Origin of the sequence: Mucilaginibacter limnophilus, assembly GCF_004005815.1 — a bacterium.
GTDB classification, from domain to species: domain Bacteria; phylum Bacteroidota; class Bacteroidia; order Sphingobacteriales; family Sphingobacteriaceae; genus Mucilaginibacter; species Mucilaginibacter limnophilus.
The window spans coordinates 222,666-236,796 of record NZ_SACK01000001.1; the positions used below are offsets into that span (position 1 = coordinate 222,666).

Consider the following 14,131-nt stretch of genomic DNA (forward strand, 5'->3'; position numbering starts at 1 on the left):
TTAAACGCCAAAAAAAGATTTGAGTACAGTAGCGACAACTACTAGAAAAATGCAGCTACCAAACCAGCTGGATGCAACCTTTCCGGTATCATGCTCGCCGTCGTTCCACTTTTTGTAAACCTTAATAGCACCTACCAGGCCTACCAAAGCACCAATAGCATACATCAAGGTTGTACCGGTAGTAAAATAGCTTTTGACCTGCGTGGTTGCCTCCTGAATGCCGGCATTACCGTCCTGTGCATACAAGGTGAAGGCGAAAAGGATAAATGTCAATGTGCCGAAGCCTTTCTTCAACAGATGCCTCAGATCGTTATTTCTTTTTACTTGCTGTGTTTTCATGATTATTTATTTTAAAGGGTTTAAAAAATGTTACTCATTCAAGGCAGGCAGGTCATTGCTTGTCAAGTCGAAAGGCAATTTTCCGTGCGATTCGTTCAAGATGTGCTCAATTACCTGTAGATAGTTTATTTCCGACTCGTAAGGTTTATAAGAGGTAAGCAGAATGTTCAGCAATGAAATAAATTCTGATTTACTGTCAACGTCTGCGAAAGCATCAATGAGTTTGTCCGTCTCATTAAGCAGTTGTGTTTGTGGCAAAAACTCAACGGGCTTTGCTGCTGTTGTTTCAGCAACTGGTTCGTTTAAGTCTTCGTCGATGTCGGCTTCCGCGAATTGTAACTCTTCGTCGGCTACGACGGTGATGCTTTGATCTTGCTTAGCTTGACCCATCACCGTAAAAGATGAAAGGGTGCTGCTTGGGGCAAGTAGCTGACCTGATTGCTTAGCTATAAAAAGATTGGTAACCTCGCGCTGATAGTAGCGAAGGATCACATACAGGTAGTAAGATGCGCTTATGATAGCGATGGCTGCTAAATACTGCTGCCAGGAGATGGATGACAACATAACACTTTGATTTTAAAGACCATCTGCACCATGCAGCGATCTCGAAAGCAAAGGTTGGCCTATCCAAAAAACTTTTATCACACCTCATGTACAGGGTAGGATAAATTTTTTATAACAGATTGAAAAACAAGTAGTTGAAAATAGCTATAATTTTAGCTTTTGCTGAATAGAGCCATCTTCATCAAGTTTTTGGTCTATTTTACGGAGTAAGGCAAGCTTCAGCTTATCAAGTAATATTGTACGATCCTTTTTTCGCCGCGTTATATCGGTGTACTTGTGATAGTACTGGCCAAGTTCGATATGAAAAACCGTTTGAAAAAAGCTAACAACAGTTTTGATCTCCGCATTGCCATTGTTAAATACGCCAGCAGCAACCAGCGCGTAAATCAGTTCGATCAGATCGGTCTTTGAAAATGTCCAGGTGAGCGGCAATTCGAGGCTCATCTCTGGCGGGCGCTCATCATGATTATTGAGCTTTTGAAGTTCGATATTTAAAAAGTCCTGATATTTTTCGTTCGCGATAATATTGGAAAGCTTGTAGTCGTGACTGGTTGAATACACCTCGTCTTCTTCAAATTTTTCCAGTTCCACATGTACGTCAAATCCACCACGCGTAAAATACACTTCATCCATCTGAGTGGAACCGGAGCGGTAGTACTGATAAAAAGCGGCGTTATGATCGAAATAACGTTTAAGATCGGCCAGTTCAGAGTTGATATATTCTTTTAAATGATCTTCGGCTCCTGTCGGCCTTTTCATTAGGTAGTTATAAACGCTGATGAAGTAAATGTATTTACTGTAGAATTGGGGTTTTACTTCTTTGAAGAAATGGATCTCGTCTTCGATACTTTCAAAAGAATAGCTGGAGATGTAGCTTTTCAGCTTGGCCATTGCTTTTTTGCAAAGGATAATAGAAGCTTTGTATTGTTCGGCTAAAGGTTCGCCGTTCGTGGAAATTTCGTTCAATTGATTTTCTAAAGCGCTGTAGAAACGCTCGGTGATAGTGCGCATAAGGAGTTGGATTAGGTAATTAGGATTATTGCTTAATACGCAAATTAAGAATAACGTGTTACGACACGTTATTCGTTTAACTTCACCTTAAATCAATATTACGTTAATATGACGATTGGCATTATTACTTAAGAATTAATCACAACGTCTTGAACGATAGCCTTTATGTCATCTTTGATTTGTTGGTAATTACGCAGGACTTCCACCTGATCGATATCTCGAACGGTAGGGATTGGCTGATAATTCAACTCTTCATTGCGTATACTGTCATGGTCATTTTGAATTTCGTTATGAAACACTTTTAAGCTGATCTTATTGGTCGGGTCATCGGCTACCATGCCCACAAATTCACCGGAGGACAACCCAGCAATTTTAGATGCAGGTATCGCGAAGTCCAGTAGAGTAGAACGGCTCACCGAGGTATCCTGACTGTTGATGGATACACTTTCTTTTTGTTGGTTAATTTTTCCAAAGCGTTCTGACAACTGTTTGGCTGTATCGCCTGTTACCTGCCCGCAAATAATATTACCTACGATATTCATAATAACCTCTGCCTGATCACGGCCATAATCCTTTTTAAGCTGGCTATAGTCTTGAACCGCCAATGTCACCGCTACCTTATTCGACCTTGCCGTAGCGATAAGGTTGTCAATGCCGTTAAAGTAAATGGTTGGGAATTCATCGAAGATCATGCTGCATTTCTGGCGGTTCTTTTGGTTGACCAGCTTGTTAATGCGGTTGATATACAAGGACAGCACAGCACCGTTAACCTGTGATTTTTGCGGCTTATTGGCAAGGCAGACGATCTTCGGTTCGTCAGGGTTATTAATGTCTAAAGAGAAATCATTGCCACTTAACACATAATAAAGCTGCGGTGATGATAGACGCGCCAAACTGATCTTAGCGCTTGCCACCTGACCTTCTAACTGTTCATAGGCTTCATTTTGCCAGGCAGAAATAAAAGGATTGATCAATACTTCGATTTCAGGTTCTTGTAGCAATACTTCAAACAATTCCTTGTAATCCACTTGAGCTAACTCAATAACATGAGGTAAAGTACAAAAGCGGCCATCCTGGTACTTTCGCAGAAACCACATGATCGCTGTGATAAAGTTGATCGGTGATTCCACAAAAAAGTCTCCCTGCTTTTTGATCCATTCCCGATTTAAACCAAGCATGATCGTTCGGCTGGCGTCAATCGCATCTGTTATATCCAGCATGGTTTCTGGCTCCAGTGGATTCGCGCGGTGCATAATCTGTTCGAGGTTAATCACATACTGGGTCGGTTTGACCTTGTACAAGTGACCATGTTGAAGCAATGCGTTATAGGCAATCTTGGTTAGGTCATCATACTTAAAATCATAGATCAGCATGGAAAAACCTTTTTGAATATGTTGGGTGATAATGTGGCGGATAACAAAGTAGGACTTACCTGAACCCGGACTGCCACCTATCAATGTGCCACGGAAAGGGTTGATGATATTGATCCAGCTTTTACGCGCTTTACCTTTCAGGTGGTAGATAGCAGGCAAGTTAATCGAATACTCATTGTTAAGGTACCGCTCTTCCTGTGGAAATGATTCGTTGGCCTTGTTAAAAATGTCATCAGCCAGCTTCAATTTAAGCATTCTGAACAGCGCACTTAGTCCTGACAAGATCAGTAGATACCCTAACGCGGTTAAGCCGATATATAGTGATGCCCTGATTGATACCGGATAGTTGGCGTTGAGGAATACTGCACTGATAAAGTATAACAGCAAGCCAGTAAACGCATAGGTAGTGATCGTCTTAAGTTTGATTTTCTCATCTTTCTTCCCCTTGCTGCCTAACAAGGAAATCATCAAAGCGCACAGTGCTGCAAGTTTTGCATAAAGTACACTTTTGACGACTGTAATTTTCGAGACAGACAGTAGGATACTGTTAATGACCGGCTTGGTCACCCCCCAATGCTGAAATGCGGCATAGCAGGAAATATAAAAATGAAGGATAAGAATGGCCAGGCTGATAAACCGGGTAAAATCAATGATCCTTCTTAATGCTTGTTCGTTTTCACCTGTTTGCATAACTGTAAAATTTAAAGTGAATGTCCTCTGCGTTTTTTCTTGCGCTTTCTTTGCTGAAGCCTGCCGATGGCTGTCATATCTTGTTTTTCCTCCTGGTATAAGGCTTCTAGGAATGCACTGCCACTGCTGAAGTTGTTACTACCTGTAATTCCTGTGTTATCAGGCAAATGTTTATTGCCGGATAGTTCAACGTTATGGCTTGGTTTAATGCTTCCTTCTGATCGTGCAAAGAATTGTGAAAGGCTGTTTGCGCTATATTTTTTGCCTAAGTCACTGCCGTTGAACACAGCTTTAGTTTTATGATCGACAAACGTCACCCCATACAACCGGCCATCCTCACTGTGCCTAAAAATGGCTTCAATATTCTGTTCCTTAAGCTTTAACTGAAACTCGGTTTTACCAATCGGTTTGTTCAGCAGATCATCAATCGTCTGCTTTACCTGCTCTCTTAATGATTTGCGTAGCACGTCATTTAAAGCAAAGCGTCCTTCGAGCGCCTTTAACGTTGGTTTACCGTAGATACTGCTGGCCTTGATGGGAACGCCGATCTTGCTGCCTTTACCATCCAGTGCCCAGTATACCAACCCGTTTTTCTCATACATTCTGGATTCTTTTGAACCCCGGTCAGCCGTCACGTTAAAGCCGTTCAGAACCGCGTTGAATTCCGGGATACTGGTAAACTTGTATGTTCGCAATACCTCACTTACGACATTAGTGATGGCCCGTTTAGTTTCTGATTTCCCGTAAGCTACTTGTTCCAGGGATAGAGATTTTATGTTATGTTGTGCTTTGCCTTGATCTTCTGCCTTGACTAATCCATAATTCAGCTCTACCTGCTTCCGCGACTGCTCAGAGGCTTTATTAGCCAGCAAATGAAAGCTGATCCTTTCACCATCCGGTTTAATATTGGTAGAAACGAGATGCAGGTGCGGATGTCCGGCATCGTAATGCTGGTAGACAAGGTAGGGTTGCTTACCAAATCCTAAGCCTTCCATGTATTCATCGGCAATTTGCTGAAGTGTCCATTTTTCCAAACTTTCGCCAACAGCAAAATTCAATGACACGTGTAAGGCATTGACCTGTGTGCGCTCATTCCGTTTTGTCAGGTCAGTCAACCGGTTCACCTTGTCGCTGAAAGACAGGTCAAGCGGCTCCTTCAAATAACCCTGTGCCAGGATCAATTCAGCCTTGCCTGAACGCACCTTATGCTCATTGTAATTTATTGCCCCGAGGATGCTTCGTCCGGTTTTAATTTTTGCGACCATAGTTCTGAAAAGTTTTGCATGCGGTCTTTGATCTGGGCGATGGCGGGATCAACTTTGGACCTGATGATAGACATAAGCGATAACCATAAACGGTTGTCTGCGGAGCCATGTGCCGCGTTGATCTGACGGACAGCTTGGTTTAGATTATTACCGATGGCATTGAGCTCCCGGCGCAGTAAAGCCAGCTCTTCCAGCATCTCATCCATGGACTTGTCCCGGTAAGTTACGGTGATCGGTTTCTCCAGTAAAACGCACCGGATGTACTCGCTCATCTTTCTGAACCGCGTCTTTTTGAAACGCTTGTCTATCAGTAAAAATTCACCTGGTTTAAATCGCGTGGTGATCTTTCGTAACCTGTTCTCTTCTTCATTTTCCATAACTCACATCTTCTAAAAATCCGACTTCGGAGGATTTTTATAGTGCCCCCAAACTGACTTTGGAAGGGAGGGCAAGATTCCGTTGTCCGACAACGGTTTATCTTGCTGCTGATTGCTCAAAAGTGCAATCTCGTCCTTATTCAAAGTCCTCGATTAAGATTTGTTCAACATCATCAACTTATAACGGCTCACTGTAAAATGCAGACAGCCTAAGCCTGCGTTTCACTTCCTGCCGATGGTTATAGATCCATTCGGCTGCACATACTTTCCAGTTGTAGATAATGCCACCAGTCGGGGTCTTCCATCCGCGAGCATCATGCTCGTTAAAGAATATTTCAGCCAATTCGCCTTCGCCTTTTTGGTCAAAATAGATCAGCAAAACGTCCTTGTCGGGTGGCATGGTCGTCCCCATGCCGTCATGAATTTGCACAGTATTCTTGCTGCTTTTCCCGACCCCATTCGGCTGCCTTGGCACAGTGCGTTTGGCCTTGCGTTTCATGCCATCTTCATCTGATCGTTTAACTTGCCGGAGGCCATCAGCTTTTCAATTTCCTCGGAATTGTAGTAGGTGATACCACCTAATTTCTTGAAAGGGATCAAGCCCTTATCCCGAAGGTATTGCAGTTTGCTTTCGGACAGCCGAAGCATTTTTTTGATCTCAAAAGCTTTCAGCCACTGGTGGCCGGGCTGGCCGGATTGTTCCTTGAGCAATTTCTTAATGTCTACAATTAGCTGTTGTTTAAAGTCTAGCAAGTCCTGAACCGTGATGAGCTGATCACGGTTTACTTTAGGAAAGTCATGTTGGATTTCATTATGATTTGCCATAGCTTAAAATTTAGCAAAGGCAAATGTGAAGAACTGCAAAATAAATTTATCACACCTCATGTACGAGGTAGGATATTTTATATTAAAAAGTGAGCTTGAAATTTACTTAATCGGTCAGATTAGGGCGACATAAGACATTTTCATATCTTTGTTGGTATCGAATCATTGTATGACTCAAAATTAGCTGTTTTTATACCTTAATTATAAGTTTCTAGACTTGTGAGGGATCAATTAATGAAGGTCTTGAACTTGTCAATCTTCAGTCGTATTAAATCATAACTCACTTGATGAACTCTATTGGCTTTAAAAATTTTCGTCGCTTTCGCGACTTTGTTCCGATTGAGTACAATAGCATTACGTTTTTGGTTGGTAGAAATAACTCAGGAAAATCGACATTGGTTAAAGCTTTATTGCTGATCATTGACTATGTTAAGTCTAATGACACATCTACCTTTTCTTTTAATCAAAAAAACCTTGAAGAAGCCAACATATCAACTTATGGTCGAGCGAAGTCAAAACATGCGGTTGACGATTACATTACATTTCATTTTTCCCAAGGTTCTTTTGAATTCAAATTGACAGTAAGCGGGGATAATGATAACACAACAGTTGGTGTCAATGAGTTTGAAATTCGCGATATCAAAGCAGGATTCTGCTTTAACGTGCGGCCAAGGGAGTACTCAATAAGCATTTCAAACAATGTTGACCAACAAAATTTGTCGATCGATGAAGAGGATAAACTGTTAAGCGAATTAGCAGATAAAGAGAAGGAATTAGTTCTTGCCCTAAAATCTATAGCTCAGAAAACAAGCCAAGAATACATTCAAAAAAATGGTGATCTTAAATCATTAAAAAAAAGAATCTCAACAATTAAAGCAGCAAAAAAAAAGGAGCAATCACAAGGCAATTTCCAGCTTCAAACCCACTATAAAGGATCAGAAATTCAGGAAATATTGGAAGAAGCGATTCAGGACTTTTCAGCTGAGTATGATGTGCAATATCGAGAGATTCAGCGAGGTAAAAAAGCAAAAGCCACGTTTGAAGGATTCAAAGCTTTTAAGGATAACAAATTTAAGGTTGAACGCTCGGTTGATGATTTTTTGCAATTTAGAAAAGAGGTTCAGAATATTTATTTAGGCGCTTCTTTAAATAAACAGTCCGCCCTGTTTTCAATACGTGATAAATCAAACCCTTTATCGCAATCTATACACGAGTTTAAGCAATTAGGGGTTGACAAGAATCCAAGTAGCTCAGCCTACCAATTTATTTTGAAATGGATGAGTGAGGAGTACTTTGCAATAGGAGAATCCTTTGATGTGGTTATGCACGCTGGCGAGGCGTACGAATTAATAATTCGAGAAGGTGATTTGACGATACACCTTGCTGATAAAGGAATGGGGTCAATTCAAATTATGTTGCTTTTAATTAGGTTAAGCACTATCATCTTCAAGCAACAAATTGACAAACACTTGTATACAGTGATTATCGAAGAACCTGAGTTAAATCTTCATCCTGCATTTCAGAGTAAACTTTCCTTTTTATTTTATGATGTAAGCAAAAATCATGGAATTAATTTCATCATCGAAACACATTCTGAGTATATGATCCGCAAAACACAAGTGATTGTGAACGAAAATGAATTCACAGACATTGACAGTCGTAATCCTTTCTCAGTTCTATATTTTGATATGGATTCTACGCAGTGGAAAATGAATTACCGTGCAGATGGTAAATTTATCGAAGAATTTGGAAGTGGTTTCTTTGACGAAACCCGTAAACTCGTTAAAAAAATCCTTTAACTCCATGATTGTTTACTTTGATAAAGCGAACTATATTAAATATTTAAAAACAGTTGATGACGATAAAGAAGGTCCAGATACCTTGCGAATGCTCAAAAATCAATTGAGTATTCACCTTAATTTTAAGACTGAAGATTTAGATGAATATGAGCAAGTTTTACTAGAAGAATTTCAGTCGGGTGTCTCAACCCACTTCAAATTTACATTCGGTGATAATGAAATTGTTCGGCCTATTAAGAAAGAAAATTTGCCTTCAAAAAATGGCATATACTTACTCGATGACTCAAGTCTTAGCTCGTTAAAAAAACAACATACTGTAGTTGCTGGAGGCGTTGGCGAAGAAATAGACGCCTTAAAGACTTTAATAATTGACATTGATTATTCTTTTCACGCAGAGAGGGTCATTGGAAAGGATATCACGTATACAAATCATCTCAATATATTGGGTTTGCCTTTTTCAACCCTTGTCGTGGTTGATCGATATATGTTCAAAGGACCTGAGGTAGGTGGCAATCTCGGATTGTACCAATACAATCTAGATTTAATATTAAAAAATGCTTTCATAAATAAACAGGGATATTCTCGACTGATCTTTGTCTACCAAATAAACACTAAGGTAGCTAATACAAGTCCTTATTATGACGAGGGACCGGATTTGGAAAAGCTAACGACGAAAATTAAAAAAGTCACGCATAAATATTGCCCTGCACCAGAACTTTATTTTATTGGTGTTCCTTCAGGAATCATTGATGATGAACATGACAGATTTATTATTTCAAACTATCTAAGAATAAAAAGTGGAGACTCTTTAATTTATTTTGACTCATCTGGTGTTGTGACCACAAAAAGTAAAACGGTTGACTTTTACTCATTAGGAAACAAAAATTATCGGGATGTTAATACCATCATTCTAAATAAACTATCACAAATTATTGAAGAAACACTTGATAAACATCCAAAATATTCGAAAGTGCCACATGGGACACAATCAAAAGAAGTAATTAATTTTAATTAATATATGTAAAGGGCATTGGTGTTCTAATGCTATAATTTAAATGAAGAGACTAGCGCCAAAAGTAGATGTATCATTCATCTTTCAAATTACTGATAGGGTTTTATGGAATGTTTTCAAAAAAAATGAAATTGGAGATGTACTACTTCCATTTATCGTAATTAGAAGGTTAGATTGTATGTTAGAACCGGTAAACACCAAGGTTCGTGATAAATATGAGAATATTAAAAATATTGAGAATTACGAAGCTACTGACTTTCAACTAAGAAAAGCTGCAGGGGGACTACAGTTTTACAATATTTCGAAACATACGTTGGAGTCCCTCAGGGCGTTTCCAAGAAATATAGAAATTGACTTCATTAATTACTTAGATGGATTTAACCTAGAAGTTAGAGAAATATTAGAAAATTTTCAATTCGAGAAAATAATAGGAAGACTGATTAAAAACAAATTGCTTTATCAAATGATTGATGCAATTTGTCAAGTTGATTTACATTTAAATACTGTTGACAACCATACAATGGGGTATATATTCGAAGAACTTATTCGAATATCTAACGAACAAAGCAATGAAACTGCTGGTGAGCATTTTACTCCCAGAGATGTCATTGATCTTATGGTGAAAATCGCCTTTAGTACTGAAAAGCGTAGACTGACCCAGCCAGGAATGCAAGTTTCCATTTATGACCCTACAATGGGTACCGGCGGAATGGTAAATCTTGCAAAGAAATACATTTTAGAAGAACTTTGTTTTTCGTCAAAAAATAAGCCAGAGGTCAATACATATGGACAGGAAATTAATGAGCAGTCATATGCCATAGCGAAATCAGAAGCGCTGATTACTGGTGAAAATTCTGATAATATTCGTCATGGAAATACCTTTACAGAAGACCGGTTCCAAGACAAGTTCTTCGATTACATATTTGCTAATCCGCCGTATGGTGTCACTTGGAGCAAAGATGCTGAGTTCATTAGAAACGAAAGCGTAATGTATTCAGGTAGATTTTTTGCTGGATTACCGTCAATTAGTGATGGACAATTGCTCTTCATTCAACATATGATTAGCAAAATGTCTCCAGATGGATGTCGAATGGCAGTTGTTACAAATGCATCACCACTTTTTAGTGGAAACGCAGGTAGCGGCGAAAGCGATATAAGAAGATGGTTAATTACTAAGGACTTTTTGGAATGTATAATTGCCTTGCCCAAGGATTTGTTCTACAATACGGGCATAAACACTTATTTATGGTTTTTTAATAATAAAAAATCTAAGATACGAGAAGGTAAAGTACAGCTTATTAACGCAAATGTCGCTGATAATTTAGACAATAATGTAATTGGCTTTTCTAGGCCAGAAAAGAGAAGTTTAGGTAACAAACGAAATAAAATCGAACCTTTCCATATTGAGAGACTGTTGGAAATTTATTTGAAATTTGAAGAAGGTGATTACTGTAAAATTTACAACAATGATTTTTTTGGTTACTACCAAATTGTTGTTGAACAGCCTAAATATAGTGTTAATGGTGAAAAGGTGGTTGAAAAAAATGGCAGACTAAAACCAGACCCGAAAAAGAGAATAAAGGAAATCGTGCCTTTAGATACTGATATAGATGATTACGTTAACAAAGAAATTTTGCCATATTTTCCAGATGCTTACATTGACTATGATCGATCAAGAATCGGATATGAAATAAACTTTACCAAGTATTTTTATCAATTTAAACAGGTAAGGCCATCAGAAGAAATTAAAGCGGAGATTGAGGCGATTGAGTTCGGAAGTAAAAACCAGGCTGGAATTCAAGAATTGTTGAAGAATTTATTAAAAACATAATGGTAGATAGAAGTTATGTTATTTCTAATCGGTCTCCAAGATTCCGTCAAAATTGGAAACTTGTTAAATTGAAGAATGTTTCTCAGGTACTATTCAGTACAGTAGACCGTCATGAATACGAGAGTGAAAATTCTGTTTCTATTTGCCACTATCCTCAAGCTTATAAAAATGAAATAATATGCCAGTCAACTATTTTGTCAACTGGAACCTGTACTAACAACGAAAAGAGTCAGTATTCATTGGAAAGAGGGAGGATAATCTTAACAAAAGATTCAGAGAATCCTGAGGATATTGGTATTGCAACTTACATAAATGAGGATATTCCAGAGGCTGTTTGCGGATATCACTTGGCGTTGATCGTTCCTGACGAAAAACTTGTTGATCCACAATTCTTATTTTGGTATTTAAAATCACAAGAGGTAAGGTATTATTTTACTATAAATGCTAATGGCGTTACCAGATTCGGGTTAAGTAAGTCTGCAATTCAAAACGTTGTAGTTCCGCTTCCTTCGTTAGAAGAACAAAAGTCTTTAGGTATTTACCTAACAGAAAAAATAAAAAATTGCGACGAGATTCTTAAAAGTAAAGAAGCCATTATTTCATTATTAAGAGAGAAGAAATTCTCATTGATAACCGAAGCCGTAACAAACGGACTTAACAAAAATGTGCTACTGAAAGATAGCGGCCAGGAATGGCTGGGCCGGATACCTAACCATTGGAACCTTAAGAAAAATAAGTTTCTTTTTAAAATAAAGAAAAATATCGCAAGAGACCTTGGTCATGATGTATTGTCCGTCACTCAAAAAGGGATTAAAATAAAAGATATTGATAGTAATAAAGGTCAAATCTCATTTGATTACAGCAAATATCAATTAGTCGAACCAGGAGATTTTATTATGAATCATATGGATTTGCTGACCGGATATATCGATATTTCCAAATGGTTTGGTGTTACAAGTCCTGATTATAGAGTTTTTCATTTAACCGATCACAATTCTTGTAATAAATATTATTTATATCTTTTCCAGCTTTGCTACGTAAATAGAATTTTTTATGGTTTAGGCCAGGGCGTATCCCAACTTGGAAGATGGCGAATGCGCAGCCATGAATTCAACGATTTCACAGTACCATGTCCTCCACTCTCTGAGCAAGCTGAAATTGTAGAGTACCTTGATAACGTTACTAGTAACATTGATGCTTTAATAATTCAGGAATTGGCGACAATTAATTTACTAAATGAGTACCGCACTGCGATCATCAGCGAATCTTATTCACTGAATGATTAAGTTATAGCTAAAGATTGCATTAGGCTTTGAAGCTAAAGTCGTGAATAAATCCATTTTTCAATCGTTCATAGACCTCATCCATTAATATTTCTACTACTTCTATAGCCCTAGATACGTCATCCGTGGTAACAATTATAGCATTGTTACCATGGGCGATGTCGTTTCTTATCTTTAACAAAAATTTGTCTAACTCAATTGCAATTGAATAACGAGGTCTTAAATAGTCGGGAATTGGTTTAAGATTGAAACTAGCTAGTATATTATTGAGGACATCAAAGCCTACGTTGCTCTTTGTATCAACAATTGGACTGATTTGAAACGATTCACTATTGATTAGCTGTTGCAACTTAGAAATCATTGCTACTTTCTTAGAAAGCTCTGATGGGTATTTTTTAAGCTGTTTTACTCTTAATTCCAAATTATAAATTTTGAGGGAATCGCAATATTCCTCCATTCTAAGATTAAGCCTATTTATTTCCCTAACATATGTTTGAAACGTGGTTTGAATAAACCCTTCCCAAACAGAATATATGATAGGAAAAGAATAATTTAAGAAATATTGTTGGTCGTTAGCATTTAAGGAATATCGTAAATGAAATGTTTTAGTTTGTAAAAGAAGCTCTTTTCTTTCAATTATATCAGCTTGAATGTCATTTTCCAAAATGGAAACGATTCCAGTACTATTCATTACTAAAAATTCGCTTAGCTTCTTTTATTCTATTTTGAATTCTTGTGATTTGATTGTTACCACCTTTGCGAGAGAACTTTAACAAAATCGTATCTTGACGCACCTCGTTGTCAATTTTTGCCTGAATGACTTGAGGCGATTGCGTTTTATAAAATGCCAAATTTTCAGCTACCCCTAATGTAATTACATCATATAAGGAAGTGGCAAATCGACCATCCCTTTGACGAAAGATCTTACTTTTAAGTGGCGACAGCAGCCTGAAAACGTCCATAAATACATCTCGGTATCGATTATAATCAAACTCATTATTTTCAAGCGCCGACTTCATAAATTCGGTCATGTGATGCGCAATGCTTATCCGAATATTTCCGCTATTGTTGAAAAGAGATAAAAATCTTAATGCTAACTCTTCGTTATATAATTGTTCATATTGTTCGTAATCTAAATTAATTAAATCTTTAAAAATTTGCTCATTGGCTAGTTCTTTCAAAAAATCATTAAATCTTGACGAAATATCTCTATATATGCAATTTCTTATTTCTTGAGGTGTTAAAGGTGATCCGCCTGTGTTTAATCGGTTAAAGAGCTCAAACCTCATGTCATAGCTACTGTTCCATCTTAAAATTTCAACCCTACAAGTAGCCCTTTTTATATTTCTCTGTAGTGCAATTGGTAGTGTCTGGTAGTTAAATCCTTCTAATGTTTCAACGCGATCTCCAGGAGTTAACACCCAATAATTGTTTTTTCTTATACCTTCATCTGATGAATTAAGGAGCCCAAAAAAAGAAAGCACTGTTGATACTCTCTGAAGTCCATCCACTAATTCCCACACGCCATCACCATCTTCAGCGACAAATATTGGTGGAATAGGAATGCCTAGTAATATTGACTCAATAAAACGACTTCTCTGTTCTTCATGCCAGCGGAAGTATCTCTGAAATGCTGGTTTTATAATAAGTTCTTTACGTTCGTATAAACTTATAATCTCTCCAAATGACAAATCAAGTCTATCAGTATTTAGAAGGTTTCTTTGTTTTTCAATTTGGTTTTTTAAGCTCTCTGGATTCATTG

Annotated in this window: 14 protein-coding genes; 4 read left to right on the forward strand and 10 right to left on the reverse strand. The window is 37.9% G+C overall.

Annotated elements, in window-relative coordinates:
- The 8 genes from EOD41_RS01025 to EOD41_RS01060 all read right to left on the reverse strand — a co-directional run bounded on the left by EOD41_RS01025 (position 1) and on the right by EOD41_RS01060 (position 6,444).
- Entirely contained in the window at positions 1-339 is a 339-nt protein-coding gene (locus EOD41_RS01025) for a DUF4134 domain-containing protein (RefSeq protein WP_117381996.1), read from the reverse strand.
- A 30-nt stretch (positions 340-369) separates the two neighbouring features.
- Positions 370-903 (reverse strand): hypothetical protein, encoded by a 534-nt coding sequence (locus EOD41_RS01030; RefSeq protein WP_127702923.1) that lies wholly within the window; start codon positions 901-903, stop codon positions 370-372.
- 144 nt (positions 904-1,047) lie between these two features.
- Positions 1,048-1,914 carry an RteC domain-containing protein gene (locus tag EOD41_RS01035; protein WP_127702924.1) on the reverse strand — a complete coding sequence of 289 codons (867 nt, stop codon included), beginning with the start codon at positions 1,912-1,914 and terminating at the stop codon, positions 1,048-1,050.
- A 128-nt stretch (positions 1,915-2,042) separates the two neighbouring features.
- On the reverse strand, positions 2,043-3,977 hold the full coding sequence (gene mobC, locus EOD41_RS01040; protein WP_127702925.1) for a conjugal transfer protein MobC: 1,935 nt from the start codon (positions 3,975-3,977) through the stop codon (positions 2,043-2,045).
- An 11-nt stretch (positions 3,978-3,988) separates the two neighbouring features.
- Entirely contained in the window at positions 3,989-5,242 is a 1,254-nt protein-coding gene (locus tag EOD41_RS01045; protein ID WP_127702926.1) for a relaxase/mobilization nuclease domain-containing protein, read from the reverse strand.
- Positions 5,197-5,619 (reverse strand): plasmid mobilization protein, encoded by a 423-nt coding sequence (locus tag EOD41_RS01050; RefSeq protein ID WP_127702927.1) that lies wholly within the window; start codon positions 5,617-5,619, stop codon positions 5,197-5,199. Before EOD41_RS01050 ends, EOD41_RS01045 begins: the two co-directional genes overlap by 46 nt.
- 178 nt (positions 5,620-5,797) lie before the next feature.
- Entirely contained in the window at positions 5,798-6,118 is a 321-nt protein-coding gene (locus tag EOD41_RS01055; RefSeq protein ID WP_127702928.1) for a hypothetical protein, read from the reverse strand.
- The gene (locus tag EOD41_RS01060; protein WP_117381989.1) at positions 6,115-6,444 is read right to left on the reverse strand and encodes a helix-turn-helix domain-containing protein; all 330 of its coding nucleotides are present in this window, start codon (positions 6,442-6,444) and stop codon (positions 6,115-6,117) included. Before EOD41_RS01060 ends, EOD41_RS01055 begins: the two co-directional genes overlap by 4 nt.
- Positions 6,445-6,731: 287 nt before the next feature.
- Here EOD41_RS01060 and EOD41_RS01065 point away from each other — a divergent pair, with 287 nt between their 5' ends.
- The 4 genes from EOD41_RS01065 to EOD41_RS01080 are packed head-to-tail and all read left to right on the forward strand — an operon-like array spanning position 6,732 to position 12,372.
- Entirely contained in the window at positions 6,732-8,243 is a 1,512-nt protein-coding gene (locus EOD41_RS01065; RefSeq protein ID WP_127702929.1) for an AAA family ATPase, read from the forward strand.
- A 4-nt stretch (positions 8,244-8,247) separates the two neighbouring features.
- Positions 8,248-9,258 carry a hypothetical protein gene (locus EOD41_RS01070; RefSeq protein ID WP_127702930.1) on the forward strand — a complete coding sequence of 337 codons (1,011 nt, stop codon included), beginning with the start codon at positions 8,248-8,250 and terminating at the stop codon, positions 9,256-9,258.
- A gap of 40 nt (positions 9,259-9,298) precedes the next feature.
- On the forward strand, positions 9,299-11,086 hold the full coding sequence (locus EOD41_RS01075) for a type I restriction-modification system subunit M (RefSeq protein WP_127702931.1): 1,788 nt from the start codon (positions 9,299-9,301) through the stop codon (positions 11,084-11,086).
- The gene (locus EOD41_RS01080) at positions 11,086-12,372 is read left to right on the forward strand and encodes a restriction endonuclease subunit S (protein ID WP_127702932.1); all 1,287 of its coding nucleotides are present in this window, start codon (positions 11,086-11,088) and stop codon (positions 12,370-12,372) included. Before EOD41_RS01075 ends, EOD41_RS01080 begins: the two co-directional genes overlap by 1 nt.
- A gap of 19 nt (positions 12,373-12,391) precedes the next feature.
- Here the strand turns inward: EOD41_RS01080 and EOD41_RS01085 are convergent, their stop codons facing one another.
- A complete protein-coding gene (locus EOD41_RS01085; RefSeq protein WP_127702933.1) occupies positions 12,392-13,060 on the reverse strand; it encodes an MAE_28990/MAE_18760 family HEPN-like nuclease in 669 nt (222 codons plus the stop codon).
- On the reverse strand, positions 13,053-14,129 hold the full coding sequence (locus EOD41_RS01090) for a DUF262 domain-containing protein (RefSeq protein ID WP_127702934.1): 1,077 nt from the start codon (positions 14,127-14,129) through the stop codon (positions 13,053-13,055). The genes EOD41_RS01085 and EOD41_RS01090 overlap by 8 nt, the downstream gene beginning before the upstream one ends.
- Positions 14,130-14,131 lie beyond the last annotated feature (2 nt).

Excerpts from the sequence above, each read along its gene's own strand:
- EOD41_RS01025 (WP_117381996.1), bottom strand. The coding sequence starts at position 339 with ATGAAAACACAGCAAGTAAAAAGAAATAACGATCTGAGGCATCTGTTG.
- EOD41_RS01030 (WP_127702923.1), bottom strand. The coding sequence starts at position 903 with ATGTTGTCATCCATCTCCTGGCAGCAGTATTTAGCAGCCATCGCTATC.
- EOD41_RS01035 (WP_127702924.1), bottom strand. The coding sequence starts at position 1,914 with ATGCGCACTATCACCGAGCGTTTCTACAGCGCTTTAGAAAATCAATTG.
- mobC (WP_127702925.1), bottom strand. The coding sequence starts at position 3,977 with ATGCAAACAGGTGAAAACGAACAAGCATTAAGAAGGATCATTGATTTT.
- EOD41_RS01045 (WP_127702926.1), bottom strand. The coding sequence starts at position 5,242 with ATGGTCGCAAAAATTAAAACCGGACGAAGCATCCTCGGGGCAATAAAT.
- EOD41_RS01050 (WP_127702927.1), bottom strand. The coding sequence starts at position 5,619 with ATGGAAAATGAAGAAGAGAACAGGTTACGAAAGATCACCACGCGATTT.
- EOD41_RS01055 (WP_127702928.1), bottom strand. The coding sequence starts at position 6,118 with ATGAAACGCAAGGCCAAACGCACTGTGCCAAGGCAGCCGAATGGGGTC.
- EOD41_RS01060 (WP_117381989.1), bottom strand. The coding sequence starts at position 6,444 with ATGGCAAATCATAATGAAATCCAACATGACTTTCCTAAAGTAAACCGT.
- EOD41_RS01065 (WP_127702929.1), top strand. The coding sequence starts at position 6,732 with ATGAACTCTATTGGCTTTAAAAATTTTCGTCGCTTTCGCGACTTTGTT.
- EOD41_RS01070 (WP_127702930.1), top strand. The coding sequence starts at position 8,248 with ATGATTGTTTACTTTGATAAAGCGAACTATATTAAATATTTAAAAACA.
- EOD41_RS01075 (WP_127702931.1), top strand. The coding sequence starts at position 9,299 with ATGAAGAGACTAGCGCCAAAAGTAGATGTATCATTCATCTTTCAAATT.
- EOD41_RS01080 (WP_127702932.1), top strand. The coding sequence starts at position 11,086 with ATGGTAGATAGAAGTTATGTTATTTCTAATCGGTCTCCAAGATTCCGT.
- EOD41_RS01085 (WP_127702933.1), bottom strand. The coding sequence starts at position 13,060 with ATGAATAGTACTGGAATCGTTTCCATTTTGGAAAATGACATTCAAGCT.
- EOD41_RS01090 (WP_127702934.1), bottom strand. The coding sequence starts at position 14,129 with ATGAATCCAGAGAGCTTAAAAAACCAAATTGAAAAACAAAGAAACCTT.